Source organism: Sphingobacterium spiritivorum (genome assembly GCF_016725325.1).
In the GTDB taxonomy this organism is placed as follows: domain Bacteria; phylum Bacteroidota; class Bacteroidia; order Sphingobacteriales; family Sphingobacteriaceae; genus Sphingobacterium.
Window position 1 is genome coordinate 2,815,345 of sequence record NZ_CP068083.1, and the last position, 26,120, is coordinate 2,841,464.

At 39.3% G+C, this 26,120-nt stretch carries 27 protein-coding genes; 11 read left to right on the forward strand and 16 right to left on the reverse strand.

Going from position 1 to position 26,120, the window contains the following annotated elements; translation table 11 throughout:
- The first annotated feature begins 20 nt into the window (after positions 1–20).
- A complete protein-coding gene (locus I6J02_RS11680; protein WP_002993163.1) occupies positions 21–1,622 on the forward strand; it encodes a hypothetical protein in 1,602 nt (533 codons plus the stop codon).
- Positions 1,622–4,273 (forward strand): hypothetical protein, encoded by a 2,652-nt coding sequence (locus tag I6J02_RS11685; protein WP_002993164.1) that lies wholly within the window; start codon positions 1,622–1,624, stop codon positions 4,271–4,273. Before I6J02_RS11680 ends, I6J02_RS11685 begins: the two co-directional genes overlap by 1 nt.
- 59 nt (positions 4,274–4,332) lie before the next feature.
- On the opposite strand, the gene I6J02_RS11690 is transcribed toward I6J02_RS11685, so the two are convergent.
- The 13 genes from I6J02_RS11690 to I6J02_RS11750 form a co-directional block, all read right to left on the reverse strand.
- Positions 4,333–4,614, reverse strand: coding sequence for a hypothetical protein (locus I6J02_RS11690; protein ID WP_002993166.1), 282 nt, complete (start codon positions 4,612–4,614; stop codon positions 4,333–4,335).
- A 121-nt stretch (positions 4,615–4,735) separates the two neighbouring features.
- Positions 4,736–5,185 carry a DUF3872 domain-containing protein gene (locus I6J02_RS11695; protein ID WP_002993167.1) on the reverse strand — a complete coding sequence of 150 codons (450 nt, stop codon included), beginning with the start codon at positions 5,183–5,185 and terminating at the stop codon, positions 4,736–4,738.
- An 11-nt stretch (positions 5,186–5,196) separates the two neighbouring features.
- Positions 5,197–5,757, reverse strand: a complete 561-nt coding sequence (locus tag I6J02_RS11700) for a conjugal transfer protein TraO (RefSeq protein ID WP_002993168.1) — start codon at positions 5,755–5,757, stop codon at positions 5,197–5,199.
- Between the two features lie 27 nt (positions 5,758–5,784).
- Positions 5,785–6,678, reverse strand: coding sequence for a conjugative transposon protein TraN (gene traN, locus I6J02_RS11705; protein WP_002993169.1), 894 nt, complete (start codon positions 6,676–6,678; stop codon positions 5,785–5,787).
- A gap of 24 nt (positions 6,679–6,702) precedes the next feature.
- Positions 6,703–8,049: a conjugative transposon protein TraM gene (traM, locus tag I6J02_RS11710; RefSeq protein ID WP_002993170.1), complete on the reverse strand. Its 1,347-nt coding sequence runs from the start codon at positions 8,047–8,049 to the stop codon at positions 6,703–6,705.
- Entirely contained in the window at positions 8,036–8,320 is a 285-nt protein-coding gene (locus I6J02_RS11715) for a hypothetical protein (protein WP_002993171.1), read from the reverse strand. Before I6J02_RS11715 ends, traM begins: the two co-directional genes overlap by 14 nt.
- A 17-nt stretch (positions 8,321–8,337) precedes the next feature.
- The gene (locus tag I6J02_RS11720) at positions 8,338–8,766 is read right to left on the reverse strand and encodes a hypothetical protein (RefSeq protein ID WP_002993172.1); all 429 of its coding nucleotides are present in this window, start codon (positions 8,764–8,766) and stop codon (positions 8,338–8,340) included.
- A gap of 10 nt (positions 8,767–8,776) precedes the next feature.
- The gene (gene traK / locus I6J02_RS11725; protein WP_002993173.1) at positions 8,777–9,400 is read right to left on the reverse strand and encodes a conjugative transposon protein TraK; all 624 of its coding nucleotides are present in this window, start codon (positions 9,398–9,400) and stop codon (positions 8,777–8,779) included.
- Between the two features lie 20 nt (positions 9,401–9,420).
- Positions 9,421–10,416 (reverse strand): conjugative transposon protein TraJ, encoded by a 996-nt coding sequence (gene traJ / locus I6J02_RS11730; protein WP_002993175.1) that lies wholly within the window; start codon positions 10,414–10,416, stop codon positions 9,421–9,423.
- A gap of 3 nt (positions 10,417–10,419) precedes the next feature.
- Positions 10,420–11,052 carry a DUF4141 domain-containing protein gene (locus I6J02_RS11735; protein WP_002993177.1) on the reverse strand — a complete coding sequence of 211 codons (633 nt, stop codon included), beginning with the start codon at positions 11,050–11,052 and terminating at the stop codon, positions 10,420–10,422.
- 27 nt (positions 11,053–11,079) lie between these two features.
- On the reverse strand, positions 11,080–13,581 hold the full coding sequence (locus tag I6J02_RS11740) for a TraG family conjugative transposon ATPase (RefSeq protein WP_002993178.1): 2,502 nt from the start codon (positions 13,579–13,581) through the stop codon (positions 11,080–11,082).
- On the reverse strand, positions 13,578–13,910 hold the full coding sequence (locus tag I6J02_RS11745) for a DUF4133 domain-containing protein (protein WP_002993179.1): 333 nt from the start codon (positions 13,908–13,910) through the stop codon (positions 13,578–13,580). The genes I6J02_RS11740 and I6J02_RS11745 overlap by 4 nt, the downstream gene beginning before the upstream one ends.
- A gap of 11 nt (positions 13,911–13,921) precedes the next feature.
- Positions 13,922–14,227 carry a DUF4134 domain-containing protein gene (locus I6J02_RS11750; RefSeq protein ID WP_002993181.1) on the reverse strand — a complete coding sequence of 102 codons (306 nt, stop codon included), beginning with the start codon at positions 14,225–14,227 and terminating at the stop codon, positions 13,922–13,924.
- A 587-nt stretch (positions 14,228–14,814) separates the two neighbouring features.
- Between I6J02_RS11750 and I6J02_RS11755 the strand changes: the two genes are divergently transcribed.
- A complete protein-coding gene (locus I6J02_RS11755) occupies positions 14,815–16,986 on the forward strand; it encodes a TonB-dependent receptor plug domain-containing protein (RefSeq protein ID WP_037459487.1) in 2,172 nt (723 codons plus the stop codon).
- Between the two features lie 5 nt (positions 16,987–16,991).
- Positions 16,992–17,786 carry a cation transporter gene (locus tag I6J02_RS11760; protein WP_002993185.1) on the forward strand — a complete coding sequence of 265 codons (795 nt, stop codon included), beginning with the start codon at positions 16,992–16,994 and terminating at the stop codon, positions 17,784–17,786.
- Between the two features lie 60 nt (positions 17,787–17,846).
- On the opposite strand, the gene I6J02_RS11765 is transcribed toward I6J02_RS11760, so the two are convergent.
- From I6J02_RS11765 to I6J02_RS11775, 3 genes are read right to left on the reverse strand one after another with little or no spacing between them, the layout of a single operon-like run.
- Entirely contained in the window at positions 17,847–18,482 is a 636-nt protein-coding gene (locus I6J02_RS11765; RefSeq protein WP_002993186.1) for a hypothetical protein, read from the reverse strand.
- Positions 18,483–18,484: 2 nt separating this feature from the next.
- On the reverse strand, positions 18,485–18,883 hold the full coding sequence (locus I6J02_RS11770; RefSeq protein ID WP_002993187.1) for a DUF3408 domain-containing protein: 399 nt from the start codon (positions 18,881–18,883) through the stop codon (positions 18,485–18,487).
- Positions 18,884–18,894: 11 nt separating this feature from the next.
- Positions 18,895–19,662, reverse strand: a complete 768-nt coding sequence (locus I6J02_RS11775; protein WP_002993188.1) for a ParA family protein — start codon at positions 19,660–19,662, stop codon at positions 18,895–18,897.
- Positions 19,663–20,350: 688 nt separating this feature from the next.
- Between I6J02_RS11775 and mobA the strand changes: the two genes are divergently transcribed.
- The 7 genes from mobA (at position 20,351) to I6J02_RS11805 (ending at position 26,105) form a co-directional block, all read left to right on the forward strand.
- Complete coding sequence (gene mobA / locus I6J02_RS11780; RefSeq protein WP_002993194.1) at positions 20,351–20,782, forward strand: conjugal transfer protein MobA; 432 nt, start codon at positions 20,351–20,353, stop codon at positions 20,780–20,782.
- A gap of 8 nt (positions 20,783–20,790) precedes the next feature.
- Complete coding sequence (gene mobB / locus I6J02_RS11785; RefSeq protein WP_002993196.1) at positions 20,791–22,071, forward strand: conjugal transfer protein MobB; 1,281 nt, start codon at positions 20,791–20,793, stop codon at positions 22,069–22,071.
- A gap of 96 nt (positions 22,072–22,167) precedes the next feature.
- Complete coding sequence (locus tag I6J02_RS11790; RefSeq protein WP_002993197.1) at positions 22,168–22,542, forward strand: ArsR/SmtB family transcription factor; 375 nt, start codon at positions 22,168–22,170, stop codon at positions 22,540–22,542.
- A complete protein-coding gene (merTP, locus tag I6J02_RS11795; RefSeq protein ID WP_002993200.1) occupies positions 22,539–23,132 on the forward strand; it encodes a mercuric transport protein MerTP in 594 nt (197 codons plus the stop codon). Before I6J02_RS11790 ends, merTP begins: the two co-directional genes overlap by 4 nt.
- A 7-nt stretch (positions 23,133–23,139) precedes the next feature.
- Positions 23,140–23,346 (forward strand): GDCCVxC domain-containing (seleno)protein, encoded by a 207-nt coding sequence (locus I6J02_RS21900; protein WP_002993202.1) that lies wholly within the window; start codon positions 23,140–23,142, stop codon positions 23,344–23,346.
- A gap of 197 nt (positions 23,347–23,543) precedes the next feature.
- A complete protein-coding gene (gene mobC / locus I6J02_RS11800) occupies positions 23,544–25,550 on the forward strand; it encodes a conjugal transfer protein MobC (RefSeq protein WP_198137131.1) in 2,007 nt (668 codons plus the stop codon).
- A gap of 237 nt (positions 25,551–25,787) precedes the next feature.
- A complete protein-coding gene (locus tag I6J02_RS11805) occupies positions 25,788–26,105 on the forward strand; it encodes a GTP-binding protein (protein ID WP_236581824.1) in 318 nt (105 codons plus the stop codon).
- Positions 26,106–26,120: the final 15 nt, after the last annotated feature.

Genomic DNA, 26,120 nt, shown 5'->3' on the forward strand with positions numbered 1-26,120 from the left:
AATTCAATAAGAATTTTTAAATGGCATTATTACAAAAAGGCAAATCAAACTATCCGTTTTGGGGAGCATCAATAAATTTAATTACAGGACTTGACCCATTAGGGCTTCAGACAACTTCAGAGGCAACTTATGCAACGATGTTGCCCGGAATTTCTAACTTGACTAATCGACTGCGGTACTATGGCTTTTATTGCTGGTTATTAGATTTTTACTTTAAAACAGAGAAAAAGGGAAATTCAAAAGAGCAATACCGCTTTATTCGCAGGGCTGAGTTAATGATTGCTATCATAATGCAAAGTCAGCGGAAAGCAGTTCAGCAAATTACAGGAAGTAATTTCGCATCAAACCTACTCAACACGATTGAAAATGATTATTTTGATTTAGCTGAGGGGGCTGATAAAGACGGTACAGACAAAAATGTGTATTGGAAATATCCGTCCGGTGCTTTTGGGCAATATTATTATGGGGCGATGCAAGCTCTTTCATTAATTATTACTGCGGTAAATGATTTTGGAGACGTTGTTTACAATATAAGCCAACCACATCCCAGACAAAAAGTTTCAGGAAAACAATTAGCTAATGCTTTTGAGATATCATTATCCCCCCAAATAAAAGAGTTATTTTACAGCAACATAAAAAAAGGAAAGCTTTACCAATCGGATATACCAGAACTAATCAAATATTTTGCGATTGAGACTATAGAAACTGAAAGCAGTGAATGGCAATTGTATATGGAAATGCTCCTTGACAAAGATGAGCCAAGCCAAGAAGTTGAAGAATTGGTGACTTTTCATAGAAGAGAAACCATTTTATCGCTAATAAAAACAGCGGTTCAAAACGATAATGACTATAATTGGTATAAATTTTTGCTCGAAAGCTATCATAAAAAATTAGGTTCAAGCACTCAACCCGAAACAGAAACAAACATCGGTTGGTATTGCTATCAACTAAATGAATATTGGCAATACAGTTGCGGAACAATATTTTGGGCATTGCTGCAACATCTTTACGATTTTCAACAAGACCAATATTTGCCGTCTTTTGTTGAGAAGTTTTCGGATAGCATCTCAAAAGAAATTTGCAAAGATTTTAACCAATCAATACAGCCCACATCTTTAGTTTCAGAAATTTTATCACTCATTCCAGATACGAACGACGAAGAGGAAACGAAAAGAGCAATCAACCAAACCAACGACCCAATTCTTGCTGGTAAATACGGTTTCATGCTTTTACTTCAGCTGTTCAAAAATAATAGAGAACAATTGCATCCTTTGAAAGAATTTATGAGTAGAAAGAGAACAGAAAGAGATGGAAATATGGTTGATGGCATCCTTACAGTTCATAAAGCAGAGAAAGAAATTCTTAAAGATTTTGTTGAACAATTTATTTTACGCAAAATAATTTACAGACACACAATGGTTGCCCTTAGAAAAATGGGTAATGGCTCACAATCCACGCATAAATTTTTTATAGAAGAACAATACATCCGTTTCATCGACATATTTCCACCAAGAAATACATCGCCGAGAATGAATGCTTTGCAAAACATAATGTTTGATTTGCAGGTAATCGACGAGGAAAAGGTTTTGTCTCCGCTTCACACAAAACTTTTGGTTGACTAATGGCATTAGAAAGAGAAAACATTTTGACTTTAATTGGAAGCAGAAGATACCATTCTTGTATTCTTACCACTTTCAGCTTTGACTTTTACTTTTTTGAAATGAAAGCAATGAAATGGTTGCGTTCGTGTGGTGTGAGAAACATTAATGTTTTTATTGACGGCTACTATTATTCAGAGTTGATGCGACAAGCCACTGGCGAAGAAATGCAACTTACTGCCGGTTATTCACTTTATCCTGTTTTTCAAAATTCAGTATTTCATCCAAAAATCTGGATGCTATTTGGCGATAAGGAGGGTTTATTAATTGTTGGTTCAGGAAATCTTACCAATTCGGGAAATGGAAACAACGATGAAATTTGGGGAGCATATCATTTTGATATTCGTTCGACCGAGAACGCCCCAATATTTTCATCTGCTTGGAATTATTTATCGATGCTTTCATCAACAGTTAAAGGTCAGATGAATGAAAAGACCACAAGGTGGATAATTGAACATTCAAAATGGCTTAATGAATTACCAGCAGTAAAACCGTTTGAATTTTTAAATACTTCACAAAAAGAGAAAGTTGCTTTTTTATTCAATTCCGAAACCTCTTCGATTTGGAATGAGCTATTAAAACATATTAGCAACGAAAAAATTGTTGAAATTACTACCATTTCTCCATTTTATGATAGCAAAGGAAAGGTACTGCAAGAGCTTAAAAATCTTTTCCCAAAAGCAGATATTAATGTGGTTTTAGAAGAAAGTGGTTTTATTCCATCGGCAATGGATTTAAGTAAAACATTTTCATTTTACGACTGGTGCAATGCTGGTATCAGTAGAGTTCAATATTCGAAATCTGATAATTCAAACTCTAAACTTCACGGAAAGATTATCCATATTAAAACAAAAGATGGTAAAGAATTTTGCCTTTTCGGAAGTGCCAATATAACACCGGAGGGCTTGGCATTAGCAGGAAAAAATGCAAATGCAGAAGTTTCACTTCTTATACGATCTGAAAAAGGTGGCTTGCTTAATAAATTAGGCATAAAATTGAAAGTTGGCAACAAAAAACAACTTTCAGATTTTACTTCTACAGCTCATAAATCCATTTATGAAACGATAATCAAGAATAATAAATTTCAGGTTCAACTTCTTAGCGCAGAATTGATTTATGATGAGCTTACAATTCACTTAAATGGCAATTTCTCAGAACCGTTTAAATTTATGCTTTTTGATAAAGAGAACCGATATTTTCATTCCCAAACATTCTCGAAGTTTGAGCAAGAACTAAAAGTAAAACTCAATGCAGAATTAGGTAGTTTTCAGTACGTTCAATTGGCTAATATGGAGGATGAATTTGTATCAAACAAACTTTTGGTGTCTGATTATTTTCATCTTGCCAAAACCCATCCAAATCCTAAAACTGAAGACATAGAAAGGATTTACAGCGAAATCCAAAATGGAGAACTAAGCAAAGTTCTCGACTTGTTGCATTATGCGATAATTGATGAAACGGAAAACGAAGAAAGTGCAAGTATTCTGAATAGCCGTAAAACTACAGATGCAAAAAGAGACGGAAACAACGAGCCCGAAAAGCTGTATGACCTTTCTTCTTACAAACCAATTGAGCATTCTGCGTATGAGAAAAGTCTTTTGCTTTCTTCTCTTTCGCTTCGGGTTTTAGATGTTTTAAAATTCATTCACTCAAAATCTCTGTCCATAAACAGACAGATTGATATTAGCATTGATGAACAGGAAGAAAATTTAGGTAACATTGATGGCAATGAGAAAAACGAAGTAAAAATAGTTCGTAATCTTTCTTTTGCGTTGCTAAAGTCTGAAAAAAGAAAATTGACAAGCTATTTTGATAATCTGTATTATAATCAGCAAGAACTTCTTTATGGTAACAATAGACCCCAAAACTATAAACCCACATTAACAGACTTAACCAAATATTTGATAACGCTTGAGCTGATACTTGAATATGGAGGCAAAACAGAAAAATACGACGAGCAAGAAAAGCAACATTTCTTTAGCTATCTTCCGTTTAGCAACAATTATGACAACAATAATGTGAAAGGTTGTTGTTTAAACTTAATAGGCGACTTTTTAATGTTGGCAAGAACAGGCTTTAAAGAATACGAATTTGATTATACAAAAAAGAAAGTTGAGGAATTAAAAGCCGATGCACTTGTAAACACGATTGTTTGCCTGATAAACAATTATTGGAAAGATGGCGAGATGCATTACTTTTTTTCAATGCTTCTAAACACGCTTCATTATTTAGGGTGGAAAAATATTGATGATTTTGAAAATAATTTTGATGATTTGCAAATTAAAATCAATCTTAGAATTTCTGACCTAAAACAGCGAACCAAAGGACTTGAACAGAATCTGATGGTGTTTTATTACAAAGTTTGTCCAGCATTTAAAAAAGTTATGAAGCAACTTGCAGAAAAAAACTTCGATACACTGGCAGTTCAAGGTCAAATTATTTACAAATCTCCGTGGGGTTACAGCTATGTTCAATCAGTAAATAAAATAAATGACTTTACGCTAGTTAGACCAGGCTTTATGTGGGATGATGTTAAAGAAGATTATATAAAACATAGCCCAGATGAAATATATTTGCCGTTAAGGCTCTCTTCTTTTATTTGTACGGATTTGTAGTCATAAAAAATCGGATAACCTTTTGGGCTATCCGATTTGCTTTTAAAATTCTGTAATAATTATCTGCGTTGGGCAGGTTGTTCGGTTGTTACGTCAGGCTGCTGTTTTTCCTTTTTTTCACGGGAATAAACCCATAACGACAACAGCCCAAATATAATCAACGCATAAGCTATCCATTTGCCAACCTTTTCAATCAATTTAATGAAAATCGAACTTTCATAAGATGAGAACCCCTCAGTTCCCATAGAGCTGCGCCTGTAAAACTTTCTACGGTTAATCCAGTAACGAAGTACCAAGCCTGCAACCAAAAATATGATACCTATAACGAGTGATGCAACCATAGTTTATTTCCACTATTTGAATTTACAAAAAAATATTTGTTTAGCCCCTGAACGATGCGTATTCAATACAAAAACGGCTTACCAATCCAATAAGCCGTTTTTTATGAATTGACATGCTGTATTAATCACTACTGTTAAACTGAAAAGTTATCTGCTTTTCGTTCCCGAAGTTATCCGAAATCCAAACCTCAAAGGATTGAGATACTGCAGATGCCGAAGTATAGTACAAACGGAACTGCTCGGTTGGTAACTCATACAGATCATTAGGTAGGTACGGCGGCTCATCGTAATACCTAAGTGTGCCCTTTCCGTCAAACTGGAAGTAGCGAAGGAAATATTGCGTGCTGCTATAATTTCCAGTTCGCTGTATTGTAATGCGGATCTCTACCGTCTGGCCGTTGGCAACATATTTAGGCACTGGCATCACTTTGACCTCAAAAGGAAAGTCCTTTTGTATTTCGAGTTCATCATCTTTGCTACAAGATACCAACGTAACCGAAGCTGTGAGGATTGCCAGGAATACATATATCGGCAGTAATCCTATTCTGAAATTATTGAATATTGCTATCATTGTTTTCTGTTTTAAAAGTTAAACCTTAATCCCATACCTACGGACGGTCGGAACTGTTCTAAGTCTTTACCCCAAAGGACTTTTGTACGCCCTTGCAGGACTAATACAAATCGGTCGGACAGGTACGTTTCAAATGTGAGCCGTCCACCAGCTCCGTAGATAAAATTGTCCTCGCTCAGTATCTTCGATCCGTCATACAACATAGCTTCGCCCCGGTTAATGCTTTCATAACCGACTACGCCTGTTATTCCTAAATTCAGCGTGATGTTTTTTCGGGCATCGCCCAACAAGTAGAAACTGTAACCGCCTTCGGCACTATAACTTTCCTGCGGTATGCGCAGGTCTTTATAGTCGTGGTATTGGTGTGTATATTCCAATGCCCAAAGCTGGTAATTGCCGTTTTTACCATTTACAGTCATCGCTACACTGATGTAATAATCATTGCCAATCTTATCATTGGATAATACGCCTGTGCTTATTTCCAAGCCTTTCTGTTTAGGCAGCATTCGTTGTGCCTGTGCCATTGTGATGCCCATTAAAACAAGCATCACGGTATAGATATACTTTTTCATTTTATTGCTATCTTATTTAAAGGGTTATTAAAATTTCAGGTGCATATCGTTAATCAAACGAGCCTTGATTAAATCAGAGTTTTCTATCTGAAGTGTTTGATGCCTGCCACCGTTTTTCTCGAAAATCTCAATCAGTAATACCTTGTCATCAGCAATGGTAAATTGGTCTAACATGAACACGTTTTGCTCGATGGTTTTTCCACCGATCTCGTCCAATGGTTTGTAAGTGCGTAGCGGTATCATCGGACGTTCCTGTACTACGGTACGTTTGGCTACCTTTTTATCCACTACCTTGAAATTCACAAAATCAATCTGAAATGGCACATTGGTACGGTTTCTCAATTCCGTATGCAAATAGTATTTGCCGTTGTGGATGTAAATGCCTTTGAGCATAAACTGAATGCCGAAGCTCTTAGCTCCAATATGCTTTACAATGCGTTTGTCTTTCTTGTAAATGGTTTCCAGTAGCAAGCCTGCCAGCGAGGGCGAATTGTTGCCCAATTCTTCAAAAAGCACATCGTTACCATTGGCTTTATCTACCGCTTTCTGCATCGTGAGCAGGTCATAGCTCATTGCCGCCGGGTAGGAACTGTAATACACGTTGAAGTTGTAAAAACGACCGTCATTCGTGATAACGGAAAAATTGGTTTCAGGCTCAAAGTCCCTTACAGATGCTTTCACACGCAACACGTTTTCTGCATCTTCGGCTTTTCCTGCTATCAGGTATTCGCTGCCCAAGTCCACATAACGAATGGCGGTCGGGAAAATCAAGTGCGAAGTTTTATCGTAAGTTACTTCCATACGGTACGGTTCTATCTTGCCCAGGGCAAGCGGCGTTCTGATGGTGTCCTGTGCGTAAGAGTTTACGGCAAAGCCGAGTATCAGGGCAAAAGCCCAAAAGGTTTTTAAATGATTTTTCATTGTTTTATTTATTTGAGTTCAACATTATTTTTTAGATACAAGAAAGACCTGATAGCCCGCTTTCAGTGTAACCTTTGGCGTTCTTACTTTCTTGGCGAAATAGCCTGAGATACCCTGTACCACGCCACGGCTTAAATCAGCCGCTACCTGCTGTCCGGCATTCTGCGTGAGCATTACGCTTGTTCCCCCTGTCTGGCTCATATTGGCCGCCATTTCGGTAAGTGCATTCATTTCCGGCGAATACGGAACGTACAAGCCTTGCTGCCCGTCCAAATCGTAAATGATTATATCTACCGGAATGATGTTGCCCTCCAGTTCTACGGAGGTAACTTTTAATTGTAGCCTGCCATTCTGAAATTTTGCATTAGCCGTTACAATTGTTCCTTTGGGAATGGTACGTTGCGGGGTTTTAGCAGGCTCTAATAGTCGTAAGCGCACACCCGTTTCGCCAACTACTGTCTGGGCTTCGTTTACACAGGCTTTGATGCTGTTTTTAGGCTGTACTACCTCTTCAGTAGAACCTGCGGTATAGAACCCGCGGCTTTTTGTTTGGCTCCAATCGGCTGCAAAGGCACTGTCCGACGGTTCACGGTACAAGGCTGATACAATGTTCTTTCTTGTTGGTGTGAACGATACAAATTGCTCTTTTTGGTTAGCACCCGCAGCCCCAGTAGTTGCACCGTTGGCAGGAGCAGCATTTCCGGTGTTAGCATTTTGCGGAAGATACTTTGCAGCCATTTCATAGGATTTCTCCATTAATTTGAGTTGGTCGTCAACGGTGGCCACAGGTGGCACATCTTTCTCGGCCAGCTTTTCTTTCATTTCGTCCAGTTGCCTGCGGAGTTCCATTGTTTCAGAATTATTATCCTGATAGAATGAACCCAATGTGCTTTGCATATTTCTGTAGCTGTTCAATCCATGATTACCGTTTCTTCCCGAATTTCTGCCGCCACCGCCAAAGCCGTTGCTTTCTTCATCTTGTTCAGGTAAACCTTCTTCATTGTCAGCAGATGCACTGTCTTCAGTATTCCAATAATCAGAAAGCGTGGTCAGTGCATTGCGCTTTTCCTGCTCTTTGCGTTCGAGCATTTCCTGTTCATACGCCTTGCCTTTATCGGCAGGCATTCCTGCCCCGGTAGCCTGTGGTACGGCATCGTTTAATCCGATGTTCTCCACCGCCTTTTTGTCTTTCGACGGTTTAAATATCAGGTACATACAGCCGAGAAATACCACTCCCATTAAAAGGAATATAAGTGGCTTTTTGAGTTTGTCGGCTTTGTTCTGTGCGCCGTCTTGCAACACATCAGCAGTTTCATTCGGGTTCCCCTCCGTTACCCGAACAACCGATTTTTTGTTCTCATTTTCTTTCATAAATCTGATTTTTTAAAATTGTTGATACACTATCCGGCAACCTTGCAGGATTTCCATTTTTAAGGACAGGGTTCTCAATATGTTTAATGACCATATTGTTACCTGACTTTGAGGTGTCGTACATCACTTTGCCAATGACCACTACGGTGAGCAGTAGGTAAACCACAAAGAAGTACAGCGTATATTGGCGCTGTTTGCGCAAAGGCAACGCCCGCCAACGTTCATCGAGCCGGTCAAAGTACCTGTCCATATTTGCTCTTAATTTTTTCATAGCCTTACTATTTGTTGTTACAGCTTGAAACGCTTAGGACTTTTACCCGCCTGTTGCTTTGGCTCATCGTTGACCAGTGCGACCGCTTCCGTTAATTTGGGTGCAGATATGACGGACAGGTTTGCCAGTTCTGATTTTTTAAGCAACTGCCCGAAGCCGTCTTTCTTGGCTATTTCCATACGGCTAAGCGAAAATTTGCCATTCAGGTATTTTACCCACATACTGCATTCTACACGGGGCTTGTCATCACCCGACCATTGTAGGTAGCCTGTCAGAAATAAATCCTGTTTAGGTAAATTGTCTGCACCTTTTTGGCAGCTTTTGAGGTATTCGCTGATACTGTCTTTCAGCTTTCTGGCATACGCACCCTGCGTATGGAAATAGCCGTTATATCCTTTGTCTGTAAGGATTTTTGCGAACGTTTTTAAATCTGATAATGCTTCCATAAGATTGTTTTTAGCGTTCGATGACTTCGATATCCCTGTTTTCCACGACTGCAAATTTTTCAATATTGAAACCTTGCGGGTTGTTGTCAGAGCGAACGGAGTTAACGAGATAGCAGGAAGTAATCAGGTTACGTCTGGTTACATTGCTTGACCGGATGATGAACTGTTTGGCATAGGTGCGCACTGCATACGGGTAGTTGTCGAAGTTGCACACGACACTATCTACCTCTATGCGTTGTTGCACGTTCCCCGAAATAATCCTGCTGTAATAGCCCTTTTCCGATAAGTCTTTGTAGTAATCAAAAGCACTTTTATCGGCAAGGTTGAATGCCCTGCTCATATTGCTTTCAATAGCATTCTTGTCGGGGGCAAGCGTAAAGAACAGTTCGTGGAAACGTCTGACGTGTTCCCTTGCTTCAACCGGGCGGTTGATGCTTGCATCCTGCGACAAGGCAAGCATCAGGGATTTACCATTATCCAGTACATAGATTTTTTGGCGTTGTTCTTCTGCAAAGCGGTAGGAACGCCATACGGCGTATCCTACCACACTGGTGCAGAGAACCGCAAACACAATGGCATATAACCTTATCTGCCTAAAGCTGTTTTCGATATTTCTTAGCGTTTTAAATTCCATTTTTTAGAATGATTAATTGTTTATTTATTCATCAGTTTACCGCCGATGTTTCCAACTGTCGAACCTGCGCCTGCTCCGGCGATATTTCCGGCTTTCATTGCCGTGGAGTTTACATTGCGGGTAAAGTTCCCTGCGCCTCCGGCTTGGATTACCCAACCTGTTACTGTCGGTATAGTGAAGTACCCGATGATGCCGATAATCATAAAAATGATGTACACGGTATTGCTCGTATCAGGAATGTAGGTGGGGTCGGCAAGCATTGCTATATCCCGTTCTAAAATGAGGGATTGTATTCTTGCCAACATTGAGCTGAACAAATCCGAAACGGGAAGCCACAGGTAAACGCTTACATACCTCGTGAGCCATTGCGTGAGCGTGGACTGAAAGCCGTCCCATACGGAAATAGCAAAGGCTATTGGTCCGAGTATGGAGAGGACTATCAGGAAAAACGTTCGTATGGTATCAATGACCAAAGCCGCCGCCTGAAAGAGTATTTCCAATAGATTGCGAAACCAGTCCTTTATCGCCTTTTCAATCTTGTAGGCTTGCCTGTCCATATACATACCCGCCATTGTACCAATGTCGGACGGCGACCAACCCAGTTCGTCCAGTTTCTTATCAAACTCTTCGTCTGATACCATATAGGCAGTTTCAGGATTTCTGACCATTGCCTCATATTCCAACTGGTCTTTCTGCTGTTGCAGCTTGTTCAGGTCAATCACCTGGTCTTCGAGTATTTGGTGGGTTCCTACAACCACCGGGCTTAACACTGCATTGATGGTTCCCAGTACGATAGTCGGGAAGAACATAATGCACAGCCCCAAAGCGAACGGGCGCAGCAGAGGGAACATATCAATAGGTTCGGCACGGCTTAAAGCCTGCCAAACCTTTAATGCTACATAGAACAATGCTCCCAATCCCGCCAAACCCTTAGCTACTGCCGCCATATCGCCTGCAAGCGGCATCATATCGTCATAAAGCGATCGCAGGAGTTCGTGAAGATTATCCCATTCCATAGTTTACCAGTATTTTTGGTTAGCAGTTCCGTAGAGTTCAAGCACTCTTTGGGCATCGTTTTTCTTTTTCGCTCTTAGGTAGCTCACAGAAATGTTCTTAGTGGTGTAGTAGCGTACAAGGCTGTGGTAATCCTTTACCTCTTTGTACACACGGTCAATAATGTCCATACGCTCTTTGTCATTCAGCGAAAGGCTTGAAGAGGTTACAATCTGCTTTAGTTCTTTCAGCAGTTCGGTACTTTCATTGAGCAGTGCCGAATAACCGTTGCCAATAGCGACCAATTCCTGTGGCGAAAAATTGGGGTCGTTCATCATCTTGCCGAAGTTCTGCACGTACATTTCGGACACATCGCCCACCAAGAGTACGGTTTGCTGCACCTTACGGGCATCTTTTACAAGGTTGTTGATAGCTTTCAGCTTGTCGTAATACTCCTTGCCCTGGTCGTACACTTTCTTTACTTCGTTGAAGTTCTTTATCACATTACTCACGGTGGAAGAAGTCTGTATGATTTCATTCGCACTGTTGATAATCCCTGAAGCCAAATTAGCGGGGTCGGTTACAACCCATTGGGCTTTTGCTGACGGTGCTACGGCGAGCATCAGTGCCGTACACACCAGATACATTACTTTTTTCATTGTTCTGATTTTTTAAATTGTTAATGACTATTGATTTGAATTGTCCCGCCGTTGCATTGCGATATGCTTAATAGCGAGTTCTACGTTACCATCGAGTTCCGCAGCAAGCTGCATCACTTCCATCTTTTCGGTTTCCTCTGTGGTGTAGGCGAGGTATTCCTCCAAACTAACTTCGGTGGCATAGACTGCCGAGTGCGTACCACCTAAACCAATCCAAACCTCTTTGTACAAGCGGCTTGCATCGTTGTTCATATTGATGGAAAGTACCTGACCTTTTTCTTTGTCGGTAAGCCCCAACATTGCCTGTATATCATCAAACTTGTTCATATACTTGCGTTGGTCTAAAAGGATTTTACAGTCGGAGTTATTGATGATACTTTCTTTCACAATGGGCGACTGGATGATATCATCGACCTCCTGTGTTACGACAATGGCTTCTCCGAAAAACTTACGCACGGTTTTGAACAAATACTTGATGTATTCTGCCATTCCCTCTTTTGCAATCGCTTTCCAAGCCTCTTCAATCAGGATAAGTTTGCGAATACCTTTCAGTCGGCGCATTTTGTTAATGAACACCTCCATAATGATAATCGTGACTATGGGAAAGAGGATTTTGTGGTCTTTTATCGCATCAATTTCAAACACGATAAAGCGTTTGGAAAGAAGGTCTAACTGCTTATCGGAGTTGAGCAAATAATCGTATTCTCCTCCTTTGTAATAGGGTTCGAGAACATTCAGGAAATTGGCAATGTCAAAATCTTTTTCCCTGACTTGTTTCTCCTCCAATACTTTGCGGTAGTCGTCTTTTACATACTCATAGAAGCCGTTAAATGACGGATAAGTATCATCTTGTTTGATACGTTCGATGTAACCGGAAACAGCATTGGACAATGCTACTTCTTCCGACCTTGTCGGCGGTTCATCGTCCCGTTTCCAAAGAGTGAGTATCAGAGTTTTGATACTTTCCCGCTTTTCGATGTCGAACACGCCGTCATCGGTATAAAAGGGATTGAACGCAATCGGGTTATCTTCGGTGTACGTGAAGTAAACACCGTCTTCGCCTTTGGTTTTTCCTTTGATGAGTTCGCATAATCCCTGATAACTGTTACCCGTATCTACGAGTAGAACGTGAGCACCCTGTTCGTGATATTGGCGTACCATATGGTTAGTGAAGAAAGATTTTCCCGAACCTGACGGACCAAGTATGAACTTGTTTCTGTTCGTGATAATCCCACGTTTCATCGGCAAATCGGAAATATCCAAATGGATTGGTTTTCCTGTAAGCCTGTCCGCCATTTTGATACCGAACGGAGAGGGCGAATTGTGGTAATTCGTTTCTTCTGCAAAGAAGCACAAGGCAGGTTCTATAAACGTATAGAAACTTTCCTCACTCGGAAAATCGCCAGCATTGCCTGGCATTGCAGCCCAATACAATGTGGCAACGTCTGTCGTGTTGTGGCGGGGCTTACACTCCATTAGTGCCAACGCACTACCGCAATCGTTCTTTAGCTGTTTGAGTTCCGCAGGGTCTTCCGACCAAGCCATAATATTGAAGTGTGCTCTTACAGAAGATAGCCCGAAGCTGTGTGCTTCGTTCAGATACTTCTCAATCCACTCCTTATTGATTTGGTTCGCCCGACTATAACGGGCTAAAGAGTGCATATTACGGGCAGATTTCTCAAACTTTTGCAGGTTGTCCTCGCTGTTATCCAAGAATAGGTACTGATTGTAAATGTGGTTACAGCTCAATAACAACCCTACGGGTGCAGCAAACGACAAACGGCAGTCGCTCCGGTCGGTAGATAGCTTTTCAAAGCGGGTATCAGCCGAAACAGTTGCAGGCAGGTCGTCCGTATCGGACAAGGTGTGCAAAGACAGCCTTTTGTTGCCGATACGCACTTCTTCCGCTCCTAATGCGATGTCCTGCATTGGTGTTCCGGCTTCTCTCGAAAGTGTAAGGTATTGTTCCAGCAATCCCTGTTTTTCGTCTGTTCCGATGATGTCGTCTTCGGTCAAACGTCGCAGGTTTACAAAACCGCTATCATTCACGATACGTTCAAACTGTGCGACCGCTTCCATAAATTGATGTATCGTTTCCTTATTGATTTCCTTTGGAATAAGCGTACCCTTGCAAAGCGAACTGAAATTGCTTTGCATACGCATTCTGTTCTTGGTCGTTTTTGTCAGGAACAGGTAGCAATAATGGTTCAGGAATGGTCGTTCGTTGAAATGCCGTTGATAGCTTTTGGAAAGAAAACTCTGGTCTTCCTGTGCCAAATCGGGAGTGTAGCTTTCTTTGATATACCAATCTTGCTTGTGAATGACTGTAAAATCGGGTAATGTCTTAATCGCCTTATGCCAGGCGGAGTGAATAGCTTCGTATTCAGCCGATGCTACCGTAAACAGCTCAGGCAATCGTACTTCAAAACAGGCGGTTATGTCCGCATCTTTGGACAGGATACAGTTGTTTTCTACTGCCAAGAGTGGAAACTTATGTTCCAATGTGGTTGTTTTGGCTACATTTCTCATACGGCTTTCGGTTTAGGAGTGAATTTTAAATACCTGCGTACAGGCTTACGACAAATAATGTAGCGAGGGTGTCGTTTTCTCGCACCTACTTTCATTAGTCCGTGTTCTCTGTACTTTCGGTTCAGCGAAAAGGTCTGCCATACAATGAGCGAAGCACCGCCAGCTCCGAGAAACAGGCAGACGTAATTACTTACGCCAGCCATATACAATATCATCACGAAGATGAGCGTACCGAGCAGACCACCAGCGAATATGAACAGGTATTGGGCTTTCAGCCCTTTAAATTCCACTGTCCTGCCAATGCCTTTGTTAATGTTATAACTGTTCATAAGGCAGAGGTTTACAGGAAGAATGAACGCAGGATAGTAGCCGCAACAATCAGGAAGATACACGCACCGAACCACGAAGCCGCCGTCTTCGATGTGTCGGGGTCGCCCGAGCTGAATTTGTTGTACACCTTAACACCTCCGATTAAGCCGACAACCGCCCCAATCGCATAAATGAGTTGGGTGGCAGGGTCGAAATAAGACGTTACCATTTGGGTAGCCTCGTTGATACCTGCCGACCCGTTTCCCTGTGCGAACGCACCCATTCCTGACAGCATTGCTACGGCTGCCAGCAAAACTTTTTTACTTTGTTTTTTCATAATTGAAACACATTAATTTGTTACTGTTATCCCGCACCTTGCGGACTTTCGGGACAAAGGTGTTTTAGAAATCAAGGCGTGATAACAAAGTGGCAGTGAGAGGAATTGTTTGGCTGTGGGTGGCTGAATTGCTAAAGAAAATAGAGAGGTGTTGACAGGAAGAGAGAGGTTTTTACTATCTTCGTAAAATGAAATCCTTGTCGTACATATTAGCATTAATGGTTTTGGTCTTATCGACCTTGCCAAGCTTTATGGAAGATAAATGTTTTGACCTAGTGAATCAAACAACAAATAGTCAAGAACAAGATAGCGACGATTGCGGTATGGAATGTTGCTCGCCTTTTTCTAAATGCAATACCTGTACTGGATTTGTAATTACTTCCTTTTATGCTTTAACATCCAATTATGTCCAACAACCTAAAAAGAAATTAGGTGTAATAACAGCGTCAGCTGTTTCAGACTTCCTCTCTTCCATTTGGCAACCCCCTAAGATTAATTAATGTTTTTAGTGTCTTCGGCACAATAACAGATTACGGTGCTACAAACCGTCAATTCTCATTTTTCAAACATTAATGTTTTTTTATACAATGAAAAAAATAGTCTTTGTGTCATTTTTTATGACACTAAATCTCTGTGTATTTGCACAAAACACTTTAAATGCTGTTATTAGAAACAGTGAAAACAAAAATCTTTTGATTGGAGTGACAGCATCTATAAAAGGAACCTCGCTTGCCGCTACATCAAACGAAAACGGTCTCATCATAATAGAAAATATTCCTGATGGGATACAGGAAATACATTTTAGCTATATCGGTTTTAACGACTATATAGATACATTGGAATTTCCATTAGCTGACAACAGTCCTATTGAAATCTTACTCAAAGAAAGTTCAGAGGAGTTAGAGGAAGTTGTCATTTCATCCACAAGAAGCACAAGGAGTATACAAAATATCCCTACCCGTATTGAATTTATTGGAAGTGAAGAACTGGGCGAAAAAGGGAACATGAAACCGGGAGATATTCGTATGCTTTTAGCGGAAAGCACAGGTATTCACGTACAAACCACTTCGCCTACCAGTGCCAATGCAAGTATTCGTATTCAGGGACTTGATGGAAGATATACACAAATCCTGAAAGACGGTTTCCCCATTTATTCAGGTGCTTCAAGTGGATTGGGTTTGTTACAGATACCACCACTTGACCTCAAACAAGTAGAAGTCATCAAAGGCTCTACATCTACACTATATGGAGGCGGAGCAATAGCTGGACTGGTCAATCTGATTTCCAAAACGCCGACCTATGAGAGAGATTTAGGTTTTCACCTCAATGGAACATCCGGCAGGGGTTTGGATATAAACGGCTTTTATGGACAAAGGTTTAATAAAATTGGAACAACTATATTTGCTTCCCATAACCGTAACGCAGCTTATGATCCTGCTAAGAACGGACTATCCGCTATTCCACAATTCGAACGCTATGTACTGAATCCGAAGCTCTTCGTTTATTTCAATGAAAAGACGAAACTGAACTTCGGTATCAACACAACGATCGAGAGCCGTTTGGGAGGTGATATGCTTTACATCAAAGGAAATGGAGATAATACAAACCAATATTTTGAGGAAAATAAAACACAACGCTATTCCACACAATTTATTTTCGACCATATCATCAATGAAAACAGTACTGTTCAAGTCAAAAATAGTGTAAGTTATTTTAACCGAAATACTACCATTCCAAACTATCAGTTTGAGGGAACACAAACAGCAAGTTTTACCGAAGCCAACTACACCAACAGTACTGAAAAATCGGAATGGGTCACAGGTATTAATATTTGGACGGATAATTTCAAAGAAAAGCAGATTATGGCATCTCCGTTGAGAGATTATAATCAGACTACATTCGGTGCTTTTGTACAAAATTCTTTTAATGCTACGGATTGGTTTCAATTGGAAACAGGTTTTAGAACGGATTATGTTGTGGATTATGGGGTGGTATTCTTACCGAGAGTTTCGGCTCTATTCCACATTGCCGAGGGCTTAACTTCACGAGTTGGTGGTGGATTTGGCTATAAAACACCTACCATTTTTACGGAAGAAAGCGAACGCCTACAATATCAAAATGTAATGCCCATTGACGACAAGACCAATAAATTGGAAAAAAGTTATGGAGCAAATGCAGACATCAATTACCGCACCTACATTGGGGAAGATTGGTCATTTAGCATAAATCAATTGTTCTTTTACACCTATTTGGATAATCCCTTGTTACTTGAAAACTCCTCGGCAAATCTGTATCAGTTTGTTAATTCTCCTGGCTACATCCATACCAAAGGAACAGAAACCAATATTAAAATTGGTTATGATGACCTGAAATTGTTTTTGGGTTATACCTATACAGATGCCCGATTACACCATAATGGAACGACTGTAGAAAGCCCTTTAACACCAAAACACCGCATTAATTCCATCCTGATGTATGAAATAGAAGACAAATGGAAAATTGGTCTGGAAGCCTATTATTTCAGTCGCCAAAAACTGAATAATGGAACTACGGGCAAAGATTACTTTATTACTGGATTTATGGCTGAAAAGATTTGGGAAAGATTTTCTCTGTACATCAACTTTGAAAACTTCCTCGACACCCGACAAACACGCTTTGACAGCATTTATACAGGAACAATAACCAATCCAGTTTTTAAAGACATTTATGCACCTTTGGACGGATTTGTGATTAACGGAGGAATAAAATTTAAGCTTTAAAATAAATGGAAAAAACCATATTCAATATAACTAAAATGGATTGCCCAAGCGAGGAGCAATTAATCCGTATGAAACTGCAAGACTTTGATACGGTAAAAGGATTGGAATTCGATATAGCCAATAGAAAATTAGACGTTTATCACGATGGAAACCCAGAGCCAATTTTTTTGGCTCTGGGAACACTGAATCTAAATACGACATTGGTTTCAACCGAAAAAAGTAATTTCGTTGTTGAAACAGATACAAGCAAGAAGCAACGGAAATTACTTTGGATCGTATTGATTATCAACTTCCTGTTCTTTGGATTGGAAATGTTATTCGGTGTTTTTTCAGGCTCAATGGGGTTGGTAGCCGATAGTTTGGATATGCTTGCCGACAGTGTCGTTTACGCATTGGCATTAATCGCCGTGGGTGGAACAATCGCTTTAAAAAACAACATCGCCAGATTTGCAGGATACTTCCAAGTCTTACTGGCTATTATAGGTTTCGTTGAAGTAATCAGACGTTGTATGGGAATTGAAGCTATGCCCGATTTCAAGACAATGATTGTCGTTTCAGTTTTAGCATTGATTGCAAACGTATTTTGCCTTTATCTTTTACAAAAGAACAAAAGTAAAGAAGCGCATATGCAGGCTTCGATGATATTCACATCAAATGATGTCATTATCAATTCGGGAGTTATTGTTGCTGGTCTTTTAGTTAATTGGCTCAATTCAAGTTATCCAGATTTGATTATTGGAGCTATTGTATTTGTAATTGTAGCAAGAGGGGCTTACAGAATATTGAAGTTGGCAAAGTAAATGTAAAAATAAGTTGAGCCTGAAATTTAGTTTTTCAGGCTCAATTAAAATAATTCCGTTTCAGACAAACTCCCCAATATCAAAATCATCTAAATCATTGTTCCGCAAAGTGGAAGAACTGATTTCCGTTTCAGATGAGAGTGAGCTATCCAATAGCTTGGCAATTTTACTGGATGCACCCGCTATAGAATTTTCCAGCAGACTAAATAATTCGGTTCCCTGTATTTTCTGAACGATTGCTATCGCTGTTTCCTTTTGAGATGACTCCAGTTTTTCTTGCTGAAGCAACATCCCCACGGAGCTTAGTTCTTCAAAGGTAACCCCTTGGGCAAAACCATTATCGCCACCAGATATTCCGTACCTGTTCCATTCTTCTTCCTCTTCTTCAAAATCAGGTTGATTGCTAAAAACTTCATCCAGCTCTTCCTGCGGAATCTGAATACTCCTGTTTTCATTTTCGTCGTATTCAATGTCTAAATTATCGGGATTTACCTCTGGTTCCTCAATCTGGCGTTCATTGGCAGTGTTTGGCACTGAAAGGCGTTCTACGGGTTTGGGCTGTCCCATAATATCGGGCAGATCCGGATTGACTTTCTTTTGCGGAGGTTTTTGTTTTGACCTTTTCTTAATGATAATCTTATCCTGCAAAAGCAGGACAATGACGATCAGCAGGCATATTACTATTACAATTTCCATAACTATAAAATTGGTTTAAAACGTTCGTTGAAATAATCTGTAATATCGTCCCCGTACTCTCTAAAATGGTGTTCAAGAATGTTGTCGATATAAGAATAGAGTGTAGTCTTTTCTTCTCTTGTTAATTGTACTATACGTAACAACCTTTCGTGATATTCTGGACGAATGTAAACGACCTTTCCGTTTCGACCTGAAGGAAAACGATTGACCAGAAATGTCTCCTCATAATCCACCTTCTTTAGGGAGCTATTGCGGGCTTTTGGTTTTGTTTCCTTCTGTATTTTCTGTTGTTGAATAACTTCGGGTATAGTAACAGATTGATTACCACTCATGATATTCATGATTAATTCTTCATCAACATCGGGCTTATCAAAATCTTTTCTTCTCTTATCTGTTGACATACTTAACTATTTTAGAGATTAACAATTTTTAAAAATTCTTCAATAAATAAATCCAGTCTCGTTACTTTCATTAGTTGAGGTTCGGCAGGTAACAGACTTGACCGAAATACACTGTTCGGTGTATCGTCCGTCTCTTTTCTGAAACGTTTACTATCCATTATCCGAGAATTCATCACAGATAAATCGAGTTCGTTAATAACGCTTTGATAAGCCTCGTATATTCCTGTTTTCTCTCGACCATCTACCTGATTCCAAAACATCCACATTTTCTGATCTTCATTACTCTCCTCCGTTTCGGGCAAGCCAAGGAATGCTTTAGTAAAGCTCAGTGTACTTTCCATAACTAGACGGTCAGCACTAATTGGAGAAAAAATAAAATCCATTGTTCTTAAGGTCGTGAGCACACCTTTTGTATTAGCTGTTCCGGGAAGATCAAAAAAAGTTATATCAGGCTCTATTGCAGATTGATTTACGTATTCTAAAGCCTTTGACAAGGCATCCTCCGGTTTACAACTGATAATCGGATATGCTTTTTTATTGATACTTTGATACAACTTCATTGCAGCTCTTTTGTGGTAATCATTCTGCATAATAGTTTTCAAATCCCTTTCCCTCATATTGGCTAAGCTGTGTTGTGGGAAATCACAATCCATTACAAGGACATTAAAAGCTAAACGATAATGCAATACACTTGAAAGTAATGCGGTCATAGTAGATTTTCCAACACCGCCTTTAGGCGTTGAAAAACTAATTTTTAAAGTTTTCTTTTTTGTTTCCATTATTTAAAGATTTATTGTTACACATTTTATTTGTTTGGCAGGTTTGAATATTGGTTTATTTAAATAGTACCTATTTCCTATATGCCTGTATTCCCCTTTTGGAAATTTTCTTGATTGTTATTTGCTTTTATTACCGCTTGGTGGGTAATCATTTTTAGCAACTGGAAAACCTTACAACTTGTAAATTGCTTTACCGCTTTTATGCTTTTACAGTTTTATGTTTTTAAAACCCTATGCTTTTATTCCAAAATTTCTGTACTAAAACCCAATTTATTTTTTATCCTCATTACATTTTTTATTACCTGCACTAAAACTATACGGCAAATAAAGCGATTGAATCGGCTCGTTATTGATGGGTGGTAGTCTTTGGCACCCAAAGGCAGTGTTTGGCTATGTGTCTGATTGTGATGCTCTCATAAGTAGTGTCTTACTTTGTATATAGAATTTTATTAACAGATTTATGCAAAGGCATCTTGAGGAACTGGACAAAAGCAGAACGGCATCAAGCCGTTTATCCCTGCTACATTTAATCCGTCCCGAAGGGCGGATTTTTGTGTTCACCAGAACACGGCAAGTTGTGTTTTGAGCATCTCGAAAAGATTTCCGATGCTCAAAACAACTTGCCCTGCCGGGGGCAGAAAACGTCCTCCGAAGTCGGCGTTTTGTATGAATTAAAAATGGATTAGTGATGAATGAAAACAGCAGAAAGCAGTTAAAAAAGGGCGGGCGTCCTCTAAAAAACGATCCCGCTAAAATCCGGTACACGATTTCCTTTAATGAGGAAGAGCATGCCCGTTTTCTTGACTTATTTGAAAAGTCCGGTATGCAGGTTAAGGCACATTTTATAACCTCTTGCATCTTCGATAAGACGATAAAATCTGTTAAAATAGACAAAGGAACAATTGATTTTTATATGCGATTGACTTCGTTTCACAGTCAATTTCGATCTATTGGCGTGAATTATAATCAGGTCGTAAAGCTATTGTATAAGAACTTTTCGGAGAAAAAGGCAGCAGCATATCTCTATAAATTGGAAAAACATACGGCTGAAATGACCGCCTTGTTTAAAGAAATTGTCCAGATAACGGAAGAATTTGATGTAAAATATCTGAAAAAATAACAGCAGAAATGATTGCGAAAATTGGTAGAAGCGCAAATTTATACGGAGCCTTGGCATATAATCAGCTCAAAGTGGAGAACGAAAATGGACAAATTTTGTTCGCCAATAAGATAATTGAAACTGCTAACGGACATTATTCCGTAGCACAATTAGCCCAATCTTTTGCTCCTTATCTCATCGCCAACCGCAATACCGAGAAACATACGTTGCATATTTCGCTCAATCCTGATCCCAAGGATAATGTAGATGATGATAAGTTTAGGGAAATGGCGGAAGAATATATGCGTGAAATGGGTTACGGCGAACAGCCTTTTGTGGTCTTCAAACATACCGATATTGACCGTAGTCATATCCATATCGTATCGGTCTGCGTGGACGAACAGGGCGTGAAAATTTCGGATAGTTTTGAGAAAATGCGGTCTATGAGTGTATGCCGTGAACTGGAAAGAAAACACGGTCTGATACCCGCAACGGACAAAGAACGTAATCACAATGATAAGGTTTTTCGTCCGGTGGATTATCGGGCAAGTGATATAAAAAGTCAGATTGCTTCGGTCATTCGCCACTTGCCGAACTATTATCAATACCAAACTTTGGGAGAATACAATGCTTTGCTTTCCCTGTTCAATATTACCACCGAGAAAGTGGAGGGAGAATTACACGGAAAGGCACAGCAGGGTTTATTGTACATTCCATTGAATGAGAAAGGCGAAAAAGCAGGACATCCGTTCAAGGCTTCGTTTTTCGGAAAGAACGCAGGGCTTCCGGCTTTGGAATTGCATTTTGCGAAATGCAAAACAACCCTGAAAGATACCGCAACCAAACAGACTTTAAAATCAGCCGTTACCATTGCCCTGCAATCAACGGTTGACGAATTGAGCTTTAAAAAACAGTTAGGCGAGCAAGGTATCAATGTAGTGATACGCAGAAACGATACCGGACGAATTTACGGTATGTCGTTCATTGACCACAACTCTAAAAGCGTTTGGAACGGTTCACGATTGGCAAAAGAACTTTCTGCCAATACCTTTAATGATTATTGGAACAATAATATCAAAGCGGAGATTAAAGAGCCAGTTGCACCCCTACCAAAATTGTCCAAACCAACTGATACGGAGGATTTACCTGCGGAAGAACCACATCATTTGTTCGACTTCTTAAATACTGAAAAACACGAAGACGGTTTGATAGAAGCCTTTGGAGGTTTGCTCATACCTGAAGCACAGGGGGAAGATTACGAGGAACAGGATTTTGCTAATAGGATGAAGAAAAAGAAAAGAAGACTATAGTAAGTCATCTTTTGGAATTAAAATCTGCTTTTAAAACGATTTGTTAAATTGTATTTTAGCATTTGCTTAAATAAACGAATTAACTATATTTGCACTATGGGTAATAATTCTTGTATACGTCAACAAGCAGACATTGAACAAATAAACCGCTGTAAAGACCGGGTTTTAGAGCTTAACGATTCGTTTGATTATTTATCGAATGGGCTTGAATTGGCAGGAAATACCGTAAGACTTAAAATTCTCTTCCTACTTTACGAAGAAAAACGACTTTGTGTTTGCGATATAAGCGACGTTCTTGGAATGACAATCTCGGCAGTTTCACAACATTTACGAAAACTTAAAGACCGTAATCTAGTAGAAACAGACAGGGAGGCCCAAACTATTTTTTATTCATTGACCAAGGAATATGAAAAATTGCTAAAACCGTTTTTTAAAATACTTGATGAAAACAAAGTCATAGAAGCAATATGAAAACAAACAACAAACTTATCGGCGCAGGACTTTTGACTGCAATTGCAGCTTCACTTTGTTGCGTTACACCAGTTTTGGCTCTCATTGCAGGAACAAGCGGACTTGCCTCCACTTTTTCTTGGCTTGAATCTTTCAGACCGTATTTTATCGGTTTGACAATTTTGGTTCTTGGTTTTGCTTGGTATCAAAAGTTAAAGCCTAAAAAGCAAATTGATTGCAATTGTGAAACAGCAGAAAAACCAAAATTCATTCAGTCGAAAACGTTTTTAGGAATTGTAACATCATTTGCAATAGTAATGCTTGCTTTTCCATATTATTCAAGTGTTTTCTACCCAAAGACAGAAAAGCAAATCATAATAGTGGACAAATCCAATATTGAAAAAGTAGAATTTACGATTAGCGGAATGACTTGTGCAAGTTGTGAAGAACACATAAATCACGAAGTGAATAAATTGATAGGGATTGTCAATCTAAAAGCTTCTTATGAAAATGGAAATACAATCGTAGAGTTTGACAACTCGAAAACAAATATTTCTGAAATTGAAAAAGCAATAAACTCAACAGGGTATTCTGTAACCGCGAAAAATTAAAATTAAAATGGAAATCAAATTGCAATCAATAATCACTTGCCCCAACTGCGGACACAAGAAAGAAGAAACAATGCCGACAGATGCTTGCCAATATTTTTACGAATGTGAAAAGTGCAAACATGTTCTTAAACCAAAGCAAGGCGACTGTTGTGTTTATTGTAGTTATGGAAATGTTCCTTGTCCACCTATTCAGCAAAACAAAAAATGTTGCTAACGGGTATAAAACAAAAGAAGGTCGATATAACTAAAGTATTTTTATTTTACTACCTATAAATATTACTATATAAAAGGGGTATAGAAGCTATACCTCTTAGACCCAGCCGAACCCTGCCACTCACCGCCATCCACTACCACTTTTCCAAAGCCAATCTTTATAGTCTTTAAATTCACGCCCGAACATTAAAATTAAAAATAATGCAAGGAGAAGACGATTTAAGAGGTTTAGCCAAAATAATGGCTTTTATGAGAGCAGTTAGTATTCTATTAGTACTGATGCATCTTTATTGGTTTTGTTATGGTTTCTTTATGGAACGTGGCTGGACACTAGAAGTAATCAATAAAATATTAGGGAATTTTGACCGAACAGCCGGTTTGTTTTCGCATACTTTATATACCAAAGTATTTGCAATCGTGTTATTGGCTTTAAGCTGTTTGGGAACCAAAGGCGTGAAGAACGAGAAGATAACCTGGTCAAAGATTTACGTGGCTTTGGGAATTGGTTTTTTGCTGTTCTTTCTGAATACACCACTGTTAAAGTTGTCGCCCATCATTGGCACATTCTTTTATATACTGACTATCGGACTAGGTTATATTGCTTTGCTGATGGCTGGGGTTTGGATAAGCAGGTTATTGAAAAACAACCTGATGGATGATGTTTTCAATATGGAGAACGAAAGTTTTATGCAGGAAACCAAATTGATGGAAAATGAATATTCCGTAAACCTGCCTACTAAATTTTGGTACAATAAAAAGGAACACAAGGGCTGGATCAATATCGTAAATCCTTTCAGAGCAACGATTGTTTTGGGGACTCCGGGTTCTGGTAAATCGTATGCCGTCGTTAACAATTATATCAAGCAACAAATTGAAAAAGGTTTTTCGATGTATATCTACGATTTCAAGTTTGACGACCTTTCTACTATTGCTTATAATCATTTATTGAAACATCAGGATAAGTACGAAATAAAACCAAAGTTCTACGTCATCAACTTTGACGATCCACGCAAGAGCCATCGTTGCAATCCGCTCAATCCAGATTTTATGACTGACATATCCGATGCTTACGAAGCCGCTTACACGATTATGTTGAACCTCAACAGAAGCTGGATACAAAAACAAGGAGATTTCTTTGTCGAATCTCCAATTATTCTTTTAGCGGCTATCATCTGGTTTTTAAAAATTTACGAGAATGGTAAGTATTGCACCTTTCCACACGCCATTGAATTGCTGAATAAAAAGTATTCGGATGTATTTACCATTTTAACTTCGTATCCTGATTTGGAAAACTATCTTTCACCATTTATGGATGCTTGGCAAGGCGGAGCACAAGACCAGTTGCAGGGACAAATTGCATCGGCTAAAATCCCTTTGTCACGAATGATATCACCGCAGTTGTATTGGGTAATGACAGGCGATGATTTTTCATTGGACATCAACAACCCCAAAGAACCTAAGATACTTTGTGTAGGTAATAACCCCGACAGACAAAATATTTACTCCGCAGCTTTAGGACTCTACAATTCGAGAATTGTCAAACTCATTAATAAGAAAGGGCAGTTAAAGAGTTCGGTTATCATAGACGAATTGCCGACGATATATTTCAGGGGCTTGGACAACCTGATAGCCACTGCCCGTAGTAATAAGGTTGCTGTGTGTTTGGGCTTTCAGGATTTTTCGCAATTAACCCGAGATTATGGCGATAAGGAAAGCAAAGTAATTCAAAATACGGTAGGTAATATTTTCAGCGGTCAGGTGGTTGGCGAAACAGCAAAAAGCCTTTCGGAACGCTTCGGAAAAGTATTACAGAAACGCCAGAGCATGACCATCAACCGTAACGATAAATCGACCTCTATATCCACACAATTAGACAGCCTTATCCCTGCTTCCAAAATTTCAACGCTTACACAGGGTCTGTTTGTCGGCTCTGTATCTGACAACTTCGATGAGCGCATCGAACAAAAGATATTTCACGCTGAAATTGTTGTAGATAATGAAAAGGTAGCTGCCGAAACCAAAGCGTATCAGAAGATACCGAACATCTTATCTTTTATTGATGAAAATGGAATGGATAATATGAAACGGGATATTGAGCGTAATTACCGTCAGATAAAATCAGACATTGTTCATATTATAAACAGGGAAACGGAGCGGATTAACAATGATCCTGAATTACAGCATTTGCATGAAAAAAAAGAATAGTTTCTTTTATATCCTACACGCTAAAATTTAAATTGAAGTATATTCTATTAATTCATCGCGAACAGCAGATGATACTAATTTCAATATGGTACAGTAATAAATGCCTGAACTAAAGCAAAAATAATTCGAATTATACCATTATCTTTGTAACGTATTTTGATTTTTGTATGTTAAAAAGGATTAACATTTTAATTATTATATGCGTATTTGGGTTATTCTTAATCCCAGCGCAGTCATATGCCTGTAATTCTCATTCCAAAGAAATTGTCACCAGGAATAAATCATATTGTAGTGACAAAAAGCAAGATCATTCAGAAGATCATTGCGAGAAAGACTGCTGTAAATCTAAAGACGCCACAAGCAATGAATGTTCCGGAAATTGTGGGCCTACGTCGTGCCACAGCTCTCCTAATAGTTTTTCTGCAACACCCCCAGATTTCTAAATATGTTCAAAATACTTTAATTTTTGAAAGTAAGAAATCTTATCCTCTATACCAGCAACGCGCTTATTCTTCAAGGGAATCTTCCATTTGGCAACCGCCTAAAATAGCTTAAATTAATACTGTATAG

Excerpts from the sequence above, each read along its gene's own strand:
- I6J02_RS11805 (WP_236581824.1), top strand. The coding sequence starts at position 25,788 with ATGCCTGTAATTCTCATTCCAAAGAAATTGTCACCAGGAATAAATCAT.
- I6J02_RS11770 (WP_002993187.1), bottom strand. The coding sequence starts at position 18,883 with ATGTCAACAGATAAGAGAAGAAAAGATTTTGATAAGCCCGATGTTGAT.
- I6J02_RS11750 (WP_002993181.1), bottom strand. The coding sequence starts at position 14,227 with ATGAAAAAACAAAGTAAAAAAGTTTTGCTGGCAGCCGTAGCAATGCTG.
- I6J02_RS11715 (WP_002993171.1), bottom strand. The coding sequence starts at position 8,320 with ATGAAAAAATTAAGAGCAAATATGGACAGGTACTTTGACCGGCTCGAT.
- I6J02_RS11760 (WP_002993185.1), top strand. The coding sequence starts at position 16,992 with ATGGAAAAAACCATATTCAATATAACTAAAATGGATTGCCCAAGCGAG.
- traM (WP_002993170.1), bottom strand. The coding sequence starts at position 8,049 with ATGAAAGAAAATGAGAACAAAAAATCGGTTGTTCGGGTAACGGAGGGG.
- merTP (WP_002993200.1), top strand. The coding sequence starts at position 22,539 with ATGAAAACAAACAACAAACTTATCGGCGCAGGACTTTTGACTGCAATT.
- I6J02_RS11690 (WP_002993166.1), bottom strand. The coding sequence starts at position 4,614 with ATGGTTGCATCACTCGTTATAGGTATCATATTTTTGGTTGCAGGCTTG.
- traN (WP_002993169.1), bottom strand. The coding sequence starts at position 6,678 with ATGAAAAATCATTTAAAAACCTTTTGGGCTTTTGCCCTGATACTCGGC.
- I6J02_RS11735 (WP_002993177.1), bottom strand. The coding sequence starts at position 11,052 with ATGAAAAAAGTAATGTATCTGGTGTGTACGGCACTGATGCTCGCCGTA.
- I6J02_RS11790 (WP_002993197.1), top strand. The coding sequence starts at position 22,168 with ATGGGTAATAATTCTTGTATACGTCAACAAGCAGACATTGAACAAATA.
- I6J02_RS21900 (WP_002993202.1), top strand. The coding sequence starts at position 23,140 with ATGGAAATCAAATTGCAATCAATAATCACTTGCCCCAACTGCGGACAC.
- I6J02_RS11685 (WP_002993164.1), top strand. The coding sequence starts at position 1,622 with ATGGCATTAGAAAGAGAAAACATTTTGACTTTAATTGGAAGCAGAAGA.
- I6J02_RS11680 (WP_002993163.1), top strand. The coding sequence starts at position 21 with ATGGCATTATTACAAAAAGGCAAATCAAACTATCCGTTTTGGGGAGCA.
- I6J02_RS11700 (WP_002993168.1), bottom strand. The coding sequence starts at position 5,757 with ATGAAAAAGTATATCTATACCGTGATGCTTGTTTTAATGGGCATCACA.
- I6J02_RS11755 (WP_037459487.1), top strand. The coding sequence starts at position 14,815 with ATGAAAAAAATAGTCTTTGTGTCATTTTTTATGACACTAAATCTCTGT.
- traK (WP_002993173.1), bottom strand. The coding sequence starts at position 9,400 with ATGGAATTTAAAACGCTAAGAAATATCGAAAACAGCTTTAGGCAGATA.
- mobB (WP_002993196.1), top strand. The coding sequence starts at position 20,791 with ATGATTGCGAAAATTGGTAGAAGCGCAAATTTATACGGAGCCTTGGCA.
- I6J02_RS11740 (WP_002993178.1), bottom strand. The coding sequence starts at position 13,581 with ATGAGAAATGTAGCCAAAACAACCACATTGGAACATAAGTTTCCACTC.
- I6J02_RS11765 (WP_002993186.1), bottom strand. The coding sequence starts at position 18,482 with ATGGAAATTGTAATAGTAATATGCCTGCTGATCGTCATTGTCCTGCTT.
- I6J02_RS11695 (WP_002993167.1), bottom strand. The coding sequence starts at position 5,185 with ATGATAGCAATATTCAATAATTTCAGAATAGGATTACTGCCGATATAT.
- mobA (WP_002993194.1), top strand. The coding sequence starts at position 20,351 with ATGAATGAAAACAGCAGAAAGCAGTTAAAAAAGGGCGGGCGTCCTCTA.
- I6J02_RS11745 (WP_002993179.1), bottom strand. The coding sequence starts at position 13,910 with ATGAACAGTTATAACATTAACAAAGGCATTGGCAGGACAGTGGAATTT.
- I6J02_RS11720 (WP_002993172.1), bottom strand. The coding sequence starts at position 8,766 with ATGGAAGCATTATCAGATTTAAAAACGTTCGCAAAAATCCTTACAGAC.
- traJ (WP_002993175.1), bottom strand. The coding sequence starts at position 10,416 with ATGGAATGGGATAATCTTCACGAACTCCTGCGATCGCTTTATGACGAT.
- I6J02_RS11775 (WP_002993188.1), bottom strand. The coding sequence starts at position 19,662 with ATGGAAACAAAAAAGAAAACTTTAAAAATTAGTTTTTCAACGCCTAAA.